This is a genomic window from Paenisporosarcina sp. P5_A11, from assembly GCF_056400705.1.
In genome coordinates, this window is the sequence record NZ_JBFUKT010000058.1 from 1 (window position 1) to 17715 (window position 17715).

The window sequence follows — 17715 nt, forward strand, 5'->3', positions numbered from 1 at the left end:
GGTCAAGGATATACCTCCTTTTGAGCAATATATCCATATGTCTCAGAACGTTTTTGTCCATCTTTTTTAAGAGTCATTGTCACGAGATGCAGACTGACTGAATCCAACTTCGCATTTTTTTCAATATCAGATACATGTTCTCTAGTGAGGTTAATTAATATCTCAAAATCGTAACCGTTTGATGTGAATTTGATTTTTTTATGGGTAGCCACAGCAGGAGTAACCGGAAAAGCTTCTATTAATACGTTCTTATAATTTGAAGCTGAATAGATAGTACTAATGGTTGAGTTATCGTTTAATTTTATGGGTGTTTCTTGTAGATGTTGCATTTCAAATCTTGCAAGGTTCATAGTATCCAGTTTGGCATCTGTCCGTTCATTAAAAAGTGTCATCTGAGGAAACACAGTCATGATTCCGACAAATACGATTCCTAAAAGGACTAGGGCTGCCAAAACTTCGACAAGTGATAAACCATTCTGCCGTGATAATGGAGCACTTATTTTCATCCTAAAGTCACACTCCCTAGTATTATAGTTTGATTATCTAATAGTTAGAGGAAAATGTCGATAAAATTCTCAATAAATAGAAAAAGAGCCACTATTATAGACTCTTTTGTAAATTACTGTTTATTTAACATACTCAGCAGATGCATATGTATAATATTTTTTTCTCTAAATGGATTATATCGTTCTTTCGATACATTTGCGCAAAAAAATACAGAGACTATTTGCCCCTGCGTTTTTTCTATTTTACATACTCAGCAACCCTATTCCTACCTTCCCGCTTCGCTCCAATATAAAGTGCGCGATCGGCGTTGCGGATGAGGGCCATGGCTTCGTCGCAGTCTTCAGGTGCTGTTGATACGCCAATGCTTGTTGTAATGTGCACTAATGTTAGTTGTGGTTTGTCTTCAAGTTCAGTGCGGATTTCAAATGGTGTGGATTCGATTTTTGTTCGTAACTCTTCTGCTAAGATTAATGATTGTTCTTTTGAGTAGTTTGGGAGAATGACGACAAATTCCTCGCCACCATACCTTGCAAGAATTCCTAAATCTTCTACTTCTCGTTCTAACAATCTAGCTAAGCCAAATAATATGTCATTTCCACTTTGATGACCATAAGTGTCATTGATAGCTTTGAAATGATCAATGTCCATCATCAATAAGGATAATTGACGAAGTTCTCCATTTAATAAATCATTCATATTAATTTCAAGTTGTTGTTCTAAGTAGCGATAATTGTAAAGTTTCGTTAACCCGCAACGTTCGCTTTTCGAAACTGCCTCTTGCACAAAACGGGCTTTTTCAAGGGATACAGCAAAATAAGAACACAAAAGACTAAGAATTTGCAGCTGGTACGATTCGAATGCGTATTTTTTCCTTGAGGCAATAACCAATATGCCTTCCATTGTTTGATTTCTACTGATTGGAACGGATATGACACTTTCTGCATCCTCTGGAAGAAATCCTGAGCTTACCTTTCTCCAATCGGATTGTTTATTAAATAAAATAGATTTCTCTTTGTTATAAACAATGCCTGCAATACTTTTTAATAAATCTTCATGAGAGAGGTCAATTTCAACATCCACATCTTTTTCCATCGCTTTTAAGAAGACTAGTTTGCCGTTTCTAATGTCTAGAATATAGGAATAATCTACAGGTAACATTTTACTTATTTTAGTTAAAAACAAGTCAATAATTTCAACACCCGTTAGTCGATCTGCGAGTTCATGTCCTATTTCAGTTGCTTGTTTCAAATCTTCATTAACCCGTTCGGAATTACTATACAAACGAATAAGGAATGTAATGATTAAGAACGGAACTCCTAATAGTAGGAATGCGGTAGAAACATATTCATTGAGTAAATATAGAGTAATTCCGAAGGGGAAAGTGACGATAATTCCAGCATAATCCCAAAATATGTCTGACCCGAAAAATCCTTCGTTTTCCTGTTTTGTTAATTTAAGATATATATACAAAATTACATGATTAGTAAACATATTAATTATTTGATAGATAAATCCGAATAAGATAATGTCTTTTAATTCAAGTGATCCTACTTGGTAGCCCAACAATATGACGGAGACACCACTTATAACAGATACCATAAAGAACATGAAAGAGTTAAATAATGCTCGAAAGAAATCACTGAATCCAATTTTCAATTGCAATGCTAATGGAATAACAGCGAGTTGCATGACAATCGCTTCAACAAACACCCCATATTTTAAGAATATAGCGAGATTGATCCATTGAACTAAAAATATGGTGGTACCAGCTACTTTAAAAGGAAAATAAGTCGTTAGTATGGAAAGTACGGTATACCCTACTAAAATGGGCCAGTTAATTTCGCCGGGAGCTTGGAATTGGTAGAGAAGATAAATACCAAATGGAACAAATATAACCCATATGGCCCAAATCAATCTTTGTATTCGTTTAGAAATGTCCATAAGCAACCCTTCCAATCTAGTTCCATTTATCTAGTACAAAATACATCGTACCAAAGTTAGAAAGTTTTGTCATCTTTTATCTTTGATCAATATTAAACATATCGAGAGCTTTCAAACGCAGGCCAGACAAGAGATATAAGGACCCCGTTACTATTGTCACATGTGTTTCTGAAATGGTTTTCACAATGTTTTCAAGTGGTTCTTTTGTCACGTTAACTAAGGCTGATTCACTAAATTTCGACAAAGCCGAAGAAGGCATTGAACGCACATCTTCAAAATCCACAAATGTAAAATTTGATGAGATTTCTTCAAAAATCCGCAAAATACGTTTTGCGTCTTTACCTTTGATCATTCCGATATAAAAATGAACAGGTGTATTTGGGAAAATTTCTTTTACTGTATTCACGAGTGCCCGGGCACTTGCAGGGTTGTGTGCGCCATCAAAATATAAATTGTCTGTAATTTTTTCAAAACGACCAGGAGTAAATGTGTGACTTAATCCAATACGAATCAAATCTTCATTAATAGTAAGTTTAAGTTTCTCCATAGCATACAAAACAGTTCGAATTGCCAATGCTGCATTATCAATTTGGTGTGATCCTGGTAGTGGCACTACAATATTCCTGATTTGTGGCTTAACACTACTTTCGAAGGTCCCTTTATTTAACGAAAAATCTTGATTTACCTTCAACAGTGGTGATTTAAGTTTTAACGCTTCCGTTACCAAAACTCCTTCAGCTTCTTCCACAAGTGGACCAATGACGACAGGGATTCCTTTTTTAATGATTCCCGCCTTATGAAAAGCTACTTCTTCAATCGAGTTCCCTAAAAATTGTTCATGTTCTAATGCAATGCTTGGAATAACAGAAATTAGTGGTTGGATTACATTCGTGCTATCAAACCTGCCGCCCATTCCTGTTTCTAGTAGTACAATTTGTGGTTGAAATTGTCCAAATGCCATAAATGCGAGAACCGTTAATAATTCAAAATCAGTTAGCAGTCCGCTAAGTCCCGCTTCTTTCGCACGTATAAAAAGATCACCTAATTGTTGCGAGGATATGTATTGTCCATTTAATTGAATTTGATCATGTACATCCATAAAACAAGGTGAATAAAAACACGCGGTCTTGACTCCATGTGCTTGAAGCATTGCGTTCATCATACTTATGGTCGATCCTTTGCCATTAGTGCCAGCCACGTGGATAAATTGAAGGTTCAGATGAGGGTTACCTACTTTGTTTAATGCCTCCGTAACAGCATCTAGTCCAGGTTCAATAGTCGTTTTACTTTCCATTTCAAAACGTTGTTTATAGTCATTAAATTTTGGTATCAATGTTGTCTCTCCTTTCTTCAAACAAAGTGACCCCACCTTAAACTTAAGGCAGGGTCAATTTTTAAACTACTTTTGCTTGTGCTTTTTGTATTAAGTAAGGACGGGCTAATGACATGAAGTACAGAGAACCAGTGACGAGAACAATACTTGAATTGTCTAATTTCTCTAATGTTTGATCCAGTGCATCTTGCCAATTTAGTACTAACTCTTTTTGCGGATGGCTTGTTGCTTCAAAAATAACTTTAGCAACCTCTGCATTTTTCACATGAATTTCTGTCACGGTAATGCTCGATGCAATTTCGTCTAACATTTGAAGAACTGAAGTAATGTCTTTATCTTGAAGTGCTGTAAAGACTACGTGAATGTTTTTGGTTGCATAACGTTGATGTATGGTTTGAAGAAGCACTTCCATGCCTGCAGGGTTATGTGCCCCGTCAATAATTACATTTGGTAGAACTTCTTCAAATCGAGCTGCCCAACTTGAAGTAATCAATCCGTGACGTATGCTGTCTTCGGAAATGGAGAAGCCATAGTATTTGTTTAACAACAGTGCTGCTGAAATAGCAAGAGATGCATTTTCGACTTGGTGATGTCCCTTCATCTTTAACAGTAAATTCGATAGCAAATTGTCATTAAATTGATATGTAAAACGTTGTTGATTTTCTTCTTGCATCACATTTTCAATGAAGAAGTCTTTATACAGTTGAATGATTGGAGCTTGTTCTAGGGTCGCTTTATTCTCGATTACTTGTACTGCTTGCTTAGCCTTAACAGCGCTTATAACAGGTACCATTGGTTTAATAATTCCTGCTTTTTCCATTGCAATAGCTTCTATTGTGTCGCCTAAAATTTGCGTATGGTCAAGAGAAATAGACGTCAAAATCGATAATAAAGGTGTGATCACATTCGTTGAATCGAATTTACCACCAATACCAGTTTCAATTAAGGCAATGTCAACTTTCATATCGCGGTAATACATAAAGGCGATAACGGTTAATATTTCAAAAAAGTTTGACCCCTCGCCAACTTGGCCTACTTCCAACAGTGGATAAATGTCGTTCATATATTGGACAAATTGATCATCTGTAATCATTACATCATTCATCATGATGCGTTCATTTACTTTTTCAAGGTGAGGTGAAATAAAACTCCCCACTTGGAGGCCATCTGCAATTAATATTTCTTTTAGAGCATTCAAAGTGGATCCTTTACCGTTTGAACCTGCAATATGTACAGAACGGAAAGCTTCATGTGGATTTCCGAGGACTGACAAGATAGCTGTGATACGACTTAGTCGACCATTGCGTTCCGTTTTCTGATCCATGGAATATATGAATTCAATTACTTTATCAACTGATGTAAACACATAGGTCACTCCTCAATCTGAATATTCCCAGAACTTCTGTGAATTCACTTAATTCTATCATGTTCATTCGAAGAAAAGATATGAAATTATTTCTAGTGACTAATGAAATTTTTATGTCACTATAAATTCTTTGAGGTTGAAGTTTTTCAGACGTTACGGTCCATTTTTCACACGTGAAGTCTCTTTTTTCAGACGTCGACACCATTTTTTCAGACGTCAACCTCGAAAAGTCAGACTGAGATCTCCCCCCACTACGAAAAAAAGGGCGTCCGAGTTATCAGGACGCCCTCATTTTTATAAAGTTTTCAACTCAGCTAAACGTTTTTCAACGATTGCGTGTTTTTCGATATAATCTTGTTGTTTCGCACGCTCTTCAGCTACAACTGCTTCTGGAGCTTTTGATACGAATCGTTCGTTCGACAGTTTACCTTGAACGAGTTTAACTTCTTTTGCCCACTTCTCAAGCTCTTTTTCTAATCGTACTGTTTCTGCTGCGATATCAATTAAGCCTTCTAATGGTAAGAATAGTTCGGCACCTGACACGACACTTGACATACATTGTCCTGGGGCTTCAATTCCTTGACCTAGAACTAATGGTTCTGGATTACAGAATTTCTCTAAGTACATCGCATTTTCTTCGAGTACCGCTAACGTTTCTGCATCTTTTGCCGAGATATATAATGGGACTTTTTTGCTCATTGGTGTTTGTACTTCAGCACGAATTGTTCGAACAGAGCGAATAATATCTGACAGCAACTTCATACTTGATGCTTTTTTGCTATCCGTTAATGATTCGTTTACAGTCGGCCATGCCGCTATTGTAATTGATTCACCTTCGTGTGGTAGGCTCTGCCAAATTTCTTCAGTGATGAAAGGCATGAATGGATGTAATAAACGCATAGTATTGTCTAAAACATACGCCAATACAGAACGAGTCATTTTCTTCGCATCTTCGTCTTCACCATGTAATGGCAGTTTCGCCATTTCGATGTACCAGTCACAGAAGTCATCCCAGATGAAGTTGTAAAGTGAACGACCTACTTCACCAAATTCATATTTCTCTGCTTGTTTCGTTACTTGATCAATGGTTTCATTTAAACGAGTAAGGATCCATGCATCTGCAACAGATTTTTCTCCGCTTAAATCAATATCTTCAAACTTCATGCCTTCCATATTCATCATGGCAAAACGAGAAGCATTCCAAATTTTATTTGCAAAGTTCCAAACGGACTCTACTTTTTCAATGGAGAAACGTAAATCTTGACCAGGTGATGAACCTGTTGATAAGAAGTAGCGAAGTGCATCTGCACCATACTTGTCAATAACTTCCATTGGGTCAATTCCGTTACCTAGAGACTTCGACATTTTGCGTCCGTCTTCAGCTCGCACTAAACCATGAATTAATACATCGTCAAAAGGACGTTTACCTGTAAATTCAAGACCTTGGAAAATCATACGAGAAACCCAGAAGAATATAATGTCATAACCTGTTACTAATGCATTTGTTGGGTAATAACGTTTGAATTCTTCATTCGCTTCGTCTGGCCAACCCATTGTTGAAAACGGCCATAATGCAGAAGAGAACCACGTATCCAGTACATCATTATCTTGTTTCCAGTTTTCAATGTCAGCAGGTGCTTCATGTCCAACATAAATTTCACCAGTTTCATTGTGATACCATGCGGGGATACGGTGACCCCACCATAATTGACGTGAAATACACCAATCATGAATGTTTTCCATCCAACGTAAATAGGTGTTTTCAAAACGCTCTGGTACGAAGTTAACTTTGTCTTCACCTTTTTGTAAGTTAATCGATTGGTCAGCAAGCGGCTGCATTTTAACGAACCACTGCGTTGAAAGATACGGTTCTACAACTGCTCCACTACGCTCGGAATGACCTACTGAATGCGAATGCTCTTCTATTTTAAATAGAACATCTGCTTGTTGAAGGTCTGCTACAATTTGTTTGCGGCATTCAAAACGATCCATGCCTTCATATTTGCCAGCTAATTTATTCATTGTGCCATCTTCATTCATCACTAACACGCGTTCTAAGCTGTGACGATTGCCGATTTCAAAGTCATTCGGGTCATGAGCTGGGGTGATTTTTACAGCACCACTTCCGAAATCCATTTCTACATAATCATCAGCTACGATTTTAATTTCACGGCCAACAATAGGTAACGTAACGGTTTTACCAATTAAGTGTTTGTAGCGGTCGTCTTCAGGATGAACTGCTACTGCAGTATCTCCAAGCATTGTTTCTGGGCGTGTTGTTGCAACTTCGATAAATCCAGTGCCATCTGTTAATGGGTATCGCATATGATAGAAAGCACCCTGTACATCTTGATGAATAACTTCGATATCGGATAATGCTGTTTTCGTTGCCGGATCCCAGTTGATGATTCGTTCGCCACGATAAATGAGTCCCTTATTATAAAGCTTAACGAACACTTCTTTCACGGCATTTGATAAACCTTCATCGAGTGTAAAACGTTCACGTGAATAATCAAGTCCTAATCCAAGTTTTGACCACTGTGTACGAATATGACCAGCATATTCTTCCTTCCACTTCCATGTTTCTTTGACAAATTCATCACGTCCTAAATCGTAACGTGATTTGCCTTCAGAACGAAGTTTCTCTTCAACTTTCGCCTGAGTCGCAATTCCGGCATGGTCCATACCTGGTAACCATAGCGCATCATATCCTTGCATGCGTTTCATACGTACTAAAATATCTTGCAACGTTGTGTCCCACGCATGGCCTAAGTGTAATTTACCAGTTACGTTCGGTGGTGGAATAACGATGGTATAAGGTTCTTTGCCGCTTTCCGGTTGGGCTTCAAAAAACTTCCCATTAAGCCACCATTCATAGCGTCCTTGTTCAATGGACTTTGGATCATATTTCGTTGGGAGCTGTGTGTTTTGTTGTTCAGTCATCATATGTTCCTCCTTTTTTTAAAAACAAAAAAACTCCTATCGTCACAAAAAGGACGAAGGAGTTGTTCGCGGTACCACCTTTATTCGCAGATGACAAAATAATCATCACGCTCTCAAGTTTATATAACGGCTTTTAACCGATTTCTGCTACTTCATTTTTTCACAGAAATTGCTCATGGGCGACATTCAAATGTGTGTTTACGGAAACTTTCACCAAGCGTTTCCTCTCTAATGAAAACAACAGCATTTTACTCTTCCCAATCAATGCATCATTATTTAGTTATATTACCATTTCTTAATTAATACTATTGATACGTATTGTATCGAATGATTAATGTTACCGTCAAGTATTTTTGAAAGGAGGATTTATTATGAGACGAGGATATAACCCCTATTTGCTTCCCCCTTGGCTACGGAAAACTCGCTTTTATTGCAAACACATTATCCTACCCATTACAGTATTCGAATTAATCCGAACCATATTCATCCCGACTACATTCGATTTTTTACTGTTATGTCTATTGATTGGCATATTGATATTGTTTCAAAAAGACATTATTTAACTTCTAACTTCGTAAACAGAGTAGGCATCTTTTAAGCCTCGTAAGAAAAATGGCAAGTCTACATCTTCTTTGGTCGCTGTTTTCTCCTCAGAAGTTGGTAATTCGACTGCAGCTGCACTATTACTTCCTATTGATGAGGATTCCCTCTCGAGAGGTTTTTCATACGAGCATGTAACTTGCCATTCCACTTTCAAGGCCTTTTCATCTGTGACATTTGCTTGCACGTCTGACAATTCAATTTCTGGTAGTTTATTGCCATGTACATACGTAGGTGGCAATTCTACGAATAAGGGAACTGCGTATTCAAAATATCCATTTTCTCCGCTGACGTCTAGATCTTCGATCGAAATCCATTCAGAAGTTCCGTGATGTTCACTTTCACCTGGCGAAAATGTTACATTTGCAGCAATATGATAAATACCGTATAAACTGCTCACCCCATTGACCTGTTGAAATTCGACTTGCGGTTTTACCTCTATACGTTGAGCACTTGTTGGTACACCAAAACTTTCCGGGAAATAAAATACTTCTTTAAGGTTCCAATTAACTTGATTCACTTCTTGTCCTCCTTCACGATGCTATGTGAAAGATTTTATGCGAGTAAACGAGCCTTTATGCTTGTAAAAATTGATTTGATATTTTATTGAAATATTAAAGTTCCAGCTCACCTTTGCTTTGCCACTCGGATTTTTGCCAGCCTTGGAACAATGCAATAATCGATTGTGAAATATTTATCACTCATTTTGAGAGATTTATCGCTCATTCACGTCTCATTAACTAGTCAGCTTAATGAAACAGAAACATTAAGACGTGCCTTATTTTTTCTTTATATGGAATAATGATCACGAAAATAAAAGAAGCAGAAAGAGGCCGAAATAGTATCTTCGGCCGAATATCTACTCAAATTTACATTAATTATTTAGTAAACCGAACCATCAAAACTGTGAGCATCCAGGTTTGCAAGTGGCGAATGACGCACCACCGCAACAAGATGATCTGAAAGAAGTGAGGTTGGCAAAGTGACGAAGTCACAAGCCCACCTCTTTTTACTATAGATCATAGGGCAGCAGAGGTTGCTCTAATTCAAAGCAAATACCTTTAAGATTCACCTCAACTTCGTTAAGCTTTCAACCACCTCTTCAATGCATAAGTCAGCACTGGCCCTGCTATTAACAGGATAAAGAAAATGCGGAATAGATGAAAACTGGTCACTGTCGACAAATCCGCTCCCGTTTCTAAAGCGGTAATGGACATTTCTGCAATGCCTCCAGGTGCGGCACTAATAAAGAAATCCAAAAACGTATTGATGGGATGAATGAACGTCAATATGTATGCCATTCCTGCACAAAATGCAATAAGAACCAAATTCGTCAGCACAATTGCGCTAAACAGTCGAATTGATAATTGATTACGGACTTTTTCAAGTTGTAACCCTAAATGCGCACCTACAAAGATCTGTGAAAGAATCAATACGATGGAAGGTACTTCTACAACCGGATGAGCCGTAACAAACTGCACAATCGCCATTGATAATATAGGTGCCATAAGTTCAGGTAATGGAAAATGAATTTTCTTCATTCCCACAAAAAAAGCTAAAAATAATATTGCAAAAACCACAAAATGAACTAAGTTAAACGTTGACAGCTCTTCAAGTGACACATCATTTATATGGGTACCTTGTGGAATCCATGCTGTAAAAAAAGGCACAACTGTTACGACAACAAATATCCGAAATGTTTGCATTAACGTAACGACCGTTGAATTCGCTGACGCTACTTCTTCACTTAGAAGGACCATTTGTGCAAGACCCCCAGGAAGTGAACCTAACACACTCGTGGCAATCGTTTCACCAGACGTTTTCATAAATAATAAACTAAGAAGTAGTGCCACACCGACAATCGATAACGTCATTAAAACCATCAAAGGAAAGTCACTCCACATCAGGACAATCGATGCTTTTGTAAATGATGACCCAATTTGTATTCCTAAAAAGATCAGTCCAATTTGACGCAATAGTTTCGGCCATTCAAATTGGATTTTTGTATATTGTCGAAGAAGTAGTAACGATACCATGGGTCCGAGCAACCAAGGTAAAAAGATGCCAATCCAATCAAAGACGACACCCGTCGAAGCGGCTATTAAAAATGTACGTAAAATAATCCAAGAATTGCGCAACGCTAACTCACCACTCCCACTTGTCTTGCTCTTCTTCAAAAAATCCCGATACTCATGTGAGTACCAGGACAAGTAATTAAGCTAATTGAGCAAACACTTTATGGAATGCTGCTACTGTTTTTGCAATGTCTTCAGATGTATGAGCGGCAGATAAGAACATTCCTTCAAATTGTGAAGGTGGTAAGAAAATACCTTCCTCAGCCATTAGACGATAATATTTCGCAAACAACTGAAGGTCAGATGTTTTAGCAATATCGTAGTTGGTCACCTTTTCATTTGTAAAGAAGAACCCAATCATTGATCCAGCACGATTTACTGTATGTGGGATGTGATATTTAGATGCCGCGTCACGGAAGCCTGCTTCTAACTGGTCTGCTAAACGATTGAAATGATTGTAGGTTTCTGGTGTTAATCGAGACAAGGTTTCAAGTCCAGCAGTCATGGCAAGTGGATTACCTGACAATGTTCCTGCTTGATAAATCGGACCACTTGGCGCGATTCGAGACATAATCTCAAGCTTCCCACCGTAAGCACCTACAGGAAGTCCCCCACCAATAACTTTTCCTAGACAAGTCAAATCAGGTGTGACGTTGAAATGACCTTGTGCACAATTGTAGCCAACACGGAAACCAGTCATGACTTCATCAAAAATAAGAACTGTTCCATTTTCAGTTGATAGTTCACGGAGACCTTCCAAGAAGCCAGGTTCAGGACCAACAACACCCATATTTCCTGCAACTGGTTCAACGATAACAGCAGCTAAGTCTTCACCATGTTGTTTAAACGCAGCACGAACGCTCTCTAAATCATTATATGCCACCGTAATGGTATTTTTCGCAACAGATTCCGGTACACCGGGGCTATCAGGTAAACCTAACGTAGCGACTCCAGAACCCGCTTTTATTAATAAGCTATCGCCATGTCCATGGTAACAACCTTCAAATTTCAATATTTTATCTCGACCAGTGAAACCGCGAGCAGCACGTAACGCACTCATCGTTGCTTCAGTTCCAGACGATACCATACGAACCATTTCGATTGAAGGAACGCGTTCCATCACAAGTTTAGCTAAGTCATTTTCGACAAGTGTTGGAGCACCAAAACTTGTACCAGTTTCTGCTACTTTTTGAATAGCAGCTACAACGTCTGGGTGAGTGTGACCTAAAATTAGTGGTCCCCAAGATAACACGTAATCGATGTATTCATTGCCATCAATGTCGGTGATCGTTGCGCCTTTACCGCTTGCCATAAAAATAGGATCCATATCTACTGACTTAAATGCACGAACGGGACTATTGACGCCACCTGGCATTAATTTAACAGCTTCTGTAAACGCTTGTTTAGATTTTTCATATGAACGTCCCATTATTTCGCCCCCAACCAACGCGCCACGTCTTTCGCGTGATACGTCATAATTAAATCTGCGCCTGCACGTTTCATGCTTGTTAATGTTTCAAGTACAATTCGTTCTTCGTCAATCCAGCCATTTTGAGCTGCCGCTTTTACCATGGCATACTCACCACTTACATTGTAAGCAACGATAGGTAAGTCGAAGTTATTCTTTACGTCACGTACAATATCTAAATAAGACAACGCTGGTTTAACAATTAAGAAATCTGCGCCTTCTTCCACGTCTGTGGCCGCTTCACGCATTGCTTCATTGCGATTAGCAGAATCCATTTGGTACGTTTTGCGGTCACCAAATTGTGGGGTACTGTTCGCAGCATCGCGGAATGGACCATAGTATGCAGATGCGTATTTAACCGCATATGACATGATTGGCAGATGTGAAAAACCTGCTTCATCTAAGCCGTAGCGAATCGCTGACACAAATCCATCCATCATATTCGACGGGGCAATAATATCTGCACCTGCTTTTGCTTGTGCAATTGCCGTACGTGCTAGTAAATCAAGAGTTGGATCATTTAACACTTGTCCATTTTCAATTATGCCGCAGTGACCATGGTCCGTGTACTCACACAAACAAGTATCAGCAATGACAATTAATTCAGGATGACGATTCTTCGCAAAACGAATGGCTTCTTGAACAATCCCGTGATCGTGATAAGCTTGTGTACCTTCAGCGTCTTTTTCTAGAGGAATTCCAAATAAAATAATTGAAGGGATTCCGAGGGATACTATTTCATCTAATTCCGTGCCTAATTGATCAAGAGAAAATTGGAACACTCCTGGCATTGAAGCAATCGGATTTTTAATATTTTCACCTTCGGCAACGAATAATGGGTAAATTAAATCGTCTGTATGTAATCTTGTTTCGCGGACCATTGCACGCAATGTTTCGCTATTTCGTAAACGGCGATGTCTGTTAAATTGAAGTTCTTTCATTAGTATAAATCATCCTTCCAGCTAGCGATTTCTTGAACGAGTGCGAGCCATGTATAGGTAGTTGCTTGAACATGAACTGGCGCACCATGATTTAATAGCGCAGCAGCGGTGACATGACCTATAGCTGCAATTTTTATTTGATTCCAACCTACTTCCCGGGCAATTTCAGTTGCGTATATATTAACAGAAGACGGACTTGCAAAAGCCACGAAGACATTTGGATGTTGGGCTATATATGTAGACAAGTGTGTCGCATTGTCTATATCGAATAGTGTTTCATAAACCGTCCATTCAACAACTTGTTGGCTTAGACCCGCCTTAATTGTTGCTTTTGCAAGGGAACCTCTCAGAAATAAACAACAATCAGATTGATTCGAGACTTGTGGAAACTGTTGAACAAATTCATCTGCACTATACGTAGTTGGTGTAAATGACACCTGAAATCCGATTTTTTCTAACGCACGTGCTGTATTCTTTCCGACAGCAGCAATTTTACAACTTAGAGTATTAGCAGCAACCTTGTGCCTATTTAGCTTCTGTTCAAAAGCTGATACTGCGTTTTGACTAGTGAAAATGAGCCAATCATAGCTAGACAATGTTGACATGAAAATATCGTCTTGATCTGTAAGTTCTTGTGTTCGTATGAGTGGGAAAGCTTCCACTTTACCGCCAAGTCTTTCAACTTCTAAAAAAGCTTCGCTCGATTTCGGTTGACCTGTAAAGACAATGGTTTGTCCTCGCAAATCACCGATTTTAGACATTTAAATCGGCTCTTACTTGTTGGATCAAATCATAAGCACCTTGCTCACTTAAAATCTTCGCTACTTCTTTACCAGCTGTTTCAGGTTCAACATTTGTTGCAGACTGTTTAAATACTTGTTCCGCATCGGGAGACGCTACAAGTCCTGTAAACTCAACGCTTCCGTTTTCCATCGTTGCAAAACCAGCGATAGGTACTTGGCAGCCTCCATCCATTGCATATAAAAATGCGCGCTCTGCATGAACTGCGTTCCATGTGTCTGAATGCGTTAGTTTTCCAAGTTCAGCTAATAATTCTTCGTCATCTCCGCGGCACTCAATGGCTAAAGCACCTTGACCTACTGCAGGTAGACAATCTTCAACTGATAAATATTCAGTTACCACATCGTTACTCCAGCCAAGACGCTTAAGTCCTGCGGCTGCTAAGATAATCGCATCGTACTCATCCGTTTCAAGTTTCGCTAAACGCGTATCCACGTTGCCACGAATCCATTTAATTTCAAGGTCTGGACGCAATAATAAAAGTTGAGCAGAACGACGTAAACTACTTGTTCCAACAACCGCCCCTACTGGTAGCTCCATAAACTTCACATGATCAGTTGAAATGAATGCATCACGTGCATCTTCACGAGGAGGAATACATCCAATGACTAGCCCTTCTGGCAGTTCTGAAGGCATGTCCTTCATGCTATGAACTGCAAAATCGATTTCTTTATCGTACAAAGCTTGTTCGATTTCTTTTACGAACAAACCTTTACCGCCCACTTTCGATAGTTGAACGTCTACGATTTGATCTCCTTTAGTAACAATTTCTTTTACTTCAAATTCAAATGGTGCTCCTGCTTGTTTCATTTGGTCAATAAACCAGTTCGTTTGTGTTATTGCTAATTTACTTCTTCTAGAACCGACAATAATTTTTCTCATAATAGATAATACCCCACTTTAGATGTAGTTAAATTTTAATACCAAAAATGAAAGTCAGATAAACGACTTCCTAAAAAGAAGTTAATTAATACTAATAAGAAAGCATAGACATGTCCCCATGCGTAACTTGTTCCTTGCAGTGTGCCTTTTTGTCGCCGATAAAATAAGTAGCCATAAACAAATAATAAAACAAACGATCCGAAAATTTTCACGTCAGCCAATGAAAACTCATTAATCGAAACATACGCCCATTGCAGCCCAAGAATCAAACTAACCAAAAGAAATGGTATACCTGTGACAATTGATATCGTCATGCCTTTTTCTGTTTGATCAAGAGAAGGCAATTTGCCAAACTGTTTGGTCCATTTCTTTTTCTTTAATAATCGATACAAAATATGATATAGCATTGAGAAGACGAACGATAACGAAAATGCCACATAAGACAATATGGCAAATGTAATATGGATAATTAGAAGCTCAGAAAGAATTGTTTCCCCTATTGGAGATTGTTCAATTTGAACTGGTCCGAATGTATGAATGGTGATAAAAATAAAGCCTATGACATTTAAGAAAAATACAGGTAGCATCACTCGATATGTAAGGTGAAGCACGATGGATAATGTAAGCATTAACCATGCATAAAAATAAATGCCTTCAAACAACGTCAAGATTGGAAAGCGCTTTGTTTCGACAATGTAAAGGATTAAAAAAACCGTCTGCAAGAGCCATACAGTGCCTATTAGCCAAAATGCAATACGCTTTGCTTTTGAATCCTTATCTAAATAATCTATGAAGTAAAATACAAGACTGATTCCGTAGAGGATAACCATTACTTCATGCAGCCTTGTCATGGTTATATCCGCCATACCTTGCCCCTTTTCGCATCAGACATAAAAAAGCGTTTTCGCATGTATAGTTTACCATACAGATACGAAAACGCCTCCTAACTTGAATTAATATGAATAGCGTGGATTAACAACTTTTTGTGCTTCTTCGACAACTTCCACTTGTTTTTTAGGAATTAACATTTGACGCTCTTTTTCTTGTTTTACTTCTTCTTCAATCCCAAAAATTTGTTGGAATAATTGCAGTTGTTCATGAGAATTTGAAGACGAAGCAAGTTCTTTTGCTTGTAGGATTGGTTCTTTTAATAATTGATTAATAATTGATTTCGTGTGCTTGCTCAAAATTTTTCGTTCACGATCTGTGAGTTCAGGCATTTTATTTTCAATGCTGACCATAGTATCCGTTTGAATTTGCAAAGCTTTTTGACGAAGAGCCGAAATGACAGGCACCACACCTAATGTACCAAGCCAGTCTTTAAATTGAACCAATTCTAGTTCAATCATCAGCATGATTTCATCTGCTGCACGTTGTCGTTCTGCTAAATTCGCTTCAACAATACCTTGTAGATCATCAATATCGTACAAGAACACATTTGCAAGGTCTCCAATGCGTGGATCTAAATCACGTGGAACCGCGATATCGACCATAAACAATGGTTTCCCTTTGCGAATACGTTCAACAAATTGCATTAACTCTAAATCAATGACAAAATCGGTCGAGCCTGTTGAACTAATTAGAATGTCAGCTTCTAGCAATGCACATTGTAGTTCTTGCATTGATTTAGCATGACCGTCAAATTGATCTGCAAGTAATTTAGCTTTTTCTAATGTGCGATTAATAACGGTGATTTTACCTGCACCATTACTGTGAAGATTTTTAATCGCCAATTCACCCATTTTTCCAGCACCTAAAATGACAACATGTTTGTTTTTCAATGAACCAAAAATTTTCTTCGCCAGTTCAACTGCTGCATAGGAAACAGAAACCGCGTTTTCACCGATAGCTGTTTCTGAATGAGCTCGCTTAGCAAGTGTAATGGATTGTTTAAACAATTGATTAAACACCGTTCCAGTTGTTCCACGTTCTTGACCTTCTAAGAAACTGTTACGTACTTGTCCAAGAATTTGCGTTTCTCCCAGTACCATTGAATCAATTCCTGCAGTCACTCGGAATAAATGCTCTCTTGCTCCATCATCTTCATAAATGAATAAGTAAGATGAGAACGATTCCATCGATATATTGAACCAATTGGCAAGGAATTGTTTTATATAATAACGTCCAGTATGTAACTGATCGACAATCGCATAGATTTCGGTCCGGTTACATGTCGAGACTATTACATTTTCTAATATGCTTTTTTGCTCTTGTAAAGCTCGCATCGCCTGCGGTAAATCAGACTCTACGAAGGACAATCGTTCGCGAATCTCTACCGGCGCTGTACGAAAATTCACACCCACTACGATGGTATGCATGGCTTCATGACACCTCTCACGTTCTATTTCATGCCTCTAATTATAGCATAGCCATTGTTAAAACAAGTTTCAAAATGTGAACAAGCTATGAAATCAAGACAGATTGTATGCTACTTTATAATAATTACAAAGTAAGTGTAACAAATCGTCGAAAAAGACACAATTGTTTTGCTCTTATACGGAATTGTCTGTGAATAGTGTCTGGTCGATTTATGTTTTATTGCTTTACGATTTTGGTTGAATGTCTTTAGCTATGGATTTATTTCCTTTCAAAATCTGAGCTGCGACAAATTACGGCTAGCATTAACTTTTTTCTGTCTACTCATTATTGTTTTTCATCCACTTCTGGAATGTTTTCATCCATTTCCGCAATGTTTTCATCCATTCGCTTGGAGAAAGACAACAATCCTCTCGAGAAGGACATCCGATTTCTATGCCATAAAGACGATTTTACTTTTATATCCACTATCGTAATAATTTCATCCATTCAGGTAATGTTTTCATCCACTCATGGCCCGTTTTCATCTATTCATGCAACTT

The 17715-nt window shown here is 38.3% G+C and carries 15 protein-coding genes and 1 other annotated feature; of the genes, 1 reads left to right on the forward strand and 14 read right to left on the reverse strand.

Translation table 11 applies throughout. The features are described from left to right. Positions 1 to 2: 2 nt before the first annotated feature. The 5 genes from AC1DOS_RS10180 to AC1DOS_RS10200 form a co-directional block, all read right to left on the reverse strand. Positions 3 to 506: a type IV pilus modification PilV family protein gene (locus AC1DOS_RS10180; protein WP_477537401.1), complete on the reverse strand. Its 504-nt coding sequence runs from the start codon at positions 504 to 506 to the stop codon at positions 3 to 5. A gap of 238 nt (positions 507 to 744) precedes the next feature. Continuing rightward, positions 745 to 2448: a sensor domain-containing diguanylate cyclase gene (locus tag AC1DOS_RS10185; protein WP_477537402.1), complete on the reverse strand. Its 1704-nt coding sequence runs from the start codon at positions 2446 to 2448 to the stop codon at positions 745 to 747. Positions 2449 to 2524: 76 nt separating this feature from the next. Next, positions 2525 to 3781: a bifunctional folylpolyglutamate synthase/dihydrofolate synthase gene (locus tag AC1DOS_RS10190; RefSeq protein ID WP_477537403.1), complete on the reverse strand. Its 1257-nt coding sequence runs from the start codon at positions 3779 to 3781 to the stop codon at positions 2525 to 2527. A gap of 61 nt (positions 3782 to 3842) precedes the next feature. Then, the gene (locus AC1DOS_RS10195) at positions 3843 to 5147 is read right to left on the reverse strand and encodes a bifunctional folylpolyglutamate synthase/dihydrofolate synthase (protein WP_477537404.1); all 1305 of its coding nucleotides are present in this window, start codon (positions 5145 to 5147) and stop codon (positions 3843 to 3845) included. Positions 5148 to 5441: 294 nt separating this feature from the next. Next, positions 5442 to 8090, reverse strand: a complete 2649-nt coding sequence (locus tag AC1DOS_RS10200; protein ID WP_477537405.1) for a valine--tRNA ligase — start codon at positions 8088 to 8090, stop codon at positions 5442 to 5444. 46 nt (positions 8091 to 8136) lie between these two features. Next, positions 8137 to 8364 (reverse strand) — a binding site (T-box leader). A 97-nt stretch (positions 8365 to 8461) separates the two neighbouring features. Here AC1DOS_RS10200 and AC1DOS_RS10205 point away from each other — a divergent pair. Continuing rightward, positions 8462 to 8653: a hypothetical protein gene (locus AC1DOS_RS10205; protein ID WP_108586443.1), complete on the forward strand. Its 192-nt coding sequence runs from the start codon at positions 8462 to 8464 to the stop codon at positions 8651 to 8653. Here AC1DOS_RS10205 and AC1DOS_RS10210 read toward each other — a convergent pair. The 9 genes from AC1DOS_RS10210 to AC1DOS_RS10250 form a co-directional block, all read right to left on the reverse strand. After that, positions 8650 to 9210: a hypothetical protein gene (locus tag AC1DOS_RS10210; RefSeq protein WP_477537406.1), complete on the reverse strand. Its 561-nt coding sequence runs from the start codon at positions 9208 to 9210 to the stop codon at positions 8650 to 8652. The two genes, AC1DOS_RS10205 and AC1DOS_RS10210, sit on opposite strands and share 4 nt — an antisense overlap. Before the next feature lie 562 nt (positions 9211 to 9772). Further along, positions 9773 to 10867 carry an AbrB family transcriptional regulator gene (locus tag AC1DOS_RS10215; RefSeq protein ID WP_477537407.1) on the reverse strand — a complete coding sequence of 365 codons (1095 nt, stop codon included), beginning with the start codon at positions 10865 to 10867 and terminating at the stop codon, positions 9773 to 9775. 37 nt (positions 10868 to 10904) lie between these two features. Next, on the reverse strand, positions 10905 to 12194 hold the full coding sequence (gene hemL / locus AC1DOS_RS10220; RefSeq protein ID WP_477537408.1) for a glutamate-1-semialdehyde 2,1-aminomutase: 1290 nt from the start codon (positions 12192 to 12194) through the stop codon (positions 10905 to 10907). Continuing rightward, positions 12194 to 13174, reverse strand: coding sequence for a porphobilinogen synthase (gene hemB / locus AC1DOS_RS10225; RefSeq protein WP_477537409.1), 981 nt, complete (start codon positions 13172 to 13174; stop codon positions 12194 to 12196). Before hemB ends, hemL begins: the two co-directional genes overlap by 1 nt. Next, a complete protein-coding gene (locus AC1DOS_RS10230; RefSeq protein ID WP_477537410.1) occupies positions 13174 to 13935 on the reverse strand; it encodes a uroporphyrinogen-III synthase in 762 nt (253 codons plus the stop codon). Before AC1DOS_RS10230 ends, hemB begins: the two co-directional genes overlap by 1 nt. Continuing rightward, complete coding sequence (gene hemC, locus AC1DOS_RS10235) at positions 13928 to 14857, reverse strand: hydroxymethylbilane synthase (RefSeq protein ID WP_477537411.1); 930 nt, start codon at positions 14855 to 14857, stop codon at positions 13928 to 13930. The genes AC1DOS_RS10230 and hemC overlap by 8 nt, the downstream gene beginning before the upstream one ends. Before the next feature lie 35 nt (positions 14858 to 14892). Next, complete coding sequence (locus AC1DOS_RS10240; RefSeq protein WP_477537412.1) at positions 14893 to 15723, reverse strand: cytochrome C assembly family protein; 831 nt, start codon at positions 15721 to 15723, stop codon at positions 14893 to 14895. A gap of 87 nt (positions 15724 to 15810) precedes the next feature. Further along, positions 15811 to 17175: a glutamyl-tRNA reductase gene (gene hemA, locus AC1DOS_RS10245; RefSeq protein ID WP_477537413.1), complete on the reverse strand. Its 1365-nt coding sequence runs from the start codon at positions 17173 to 17175 to the stop codon at positions 15811 to 15813. 325 nt (positions 17176 to 17500) lie between these two features. Next, positions 17501 to 17662 (reverse strand): hypothetical protein, encoded by a 162-nt coding sequence (locus AC1DOS_RS10250; protein WP_477537414.1) that lies wholly within the window; start codon positions 17660 to 17662, stop codon positions 17501 to 17503. Positions 17663 to 17715: the final 53 nt, after the last annotated feature.

Coding starts and splice junctions, on each gene's coding strand:
- AC1DOS_RS10240 (WP_477537412.1), bottom strand. CDS start 15,723: ATGGCGGATATAACCATGACAAGGCTGCATGAAGTAATGGTTATCCTC.
- hemL (WP_477537408.1), bottom strand. CDS start 12,194: ATGGGACGTTCATATGAAAAATCTAAACAAGCGTTTACAGAAGCTGTT.
- AC1DOS_RS10205 (WP_108586443.1), top strand. CDS start 8,462: ATGAGACGAGGATATAACCCCTATTTGCTTCCCCCTTGGCTACGGAAA.
- AC1DOS_RS10185 (WP_477537402.1), bottom strand. CDS start 2,448: ATGGACATTTCTAAACGAATACAAAGATTGATTTGGGCCATATGGGTT.
- hemB (WP_477537409.1), bottom strand. CDS start 13,174: ATGAAAGAACTTCAATTTAACAGACATCGCCGTTTACGAAATAGCGAA.
- AC1DOS_RS10230 (WP_477537410.1), bottom strand. CDS start 13,935: ATGTCTAAAATCGGTGATTTGCGAGGACAAACCATTGTCTTTACAGGT.
- hemA (WP_477537413.1), bottom strand. CDS start 17,175: ATGCATACCATCGTAGTGGGTGTGAATTTTCGTACAGCGCCGGTAGAG.
- AC1DOS_RS10250 (WP_477537414.1), bottom strand. CDS start 17,662: ATGGATGAAATTATTACGATAGTGGATATAAAAGTAAAATCGTCTTTA.
- AC1DOS_RS10180 (WP_477537401.1), bottom strand. CDS start 506: ATGAAAATAAGTGCTCCATTATCACGGCAGAATGGTTTATCACTTGTC.
- hemC (WP_477537411.1), bottom strand. CDS start 14,857: ATGAGAAAAATTATTGTCGGTTCTAGAAGAAGTAAATTAGCAATAACA.
- AC1DOS_RS10200 (WP_477537405.1), bottom strand. CDS start 8,090: ATGACTGAACAACAAAACACACAGCTCCCAACGAAATATGATCCAAAG.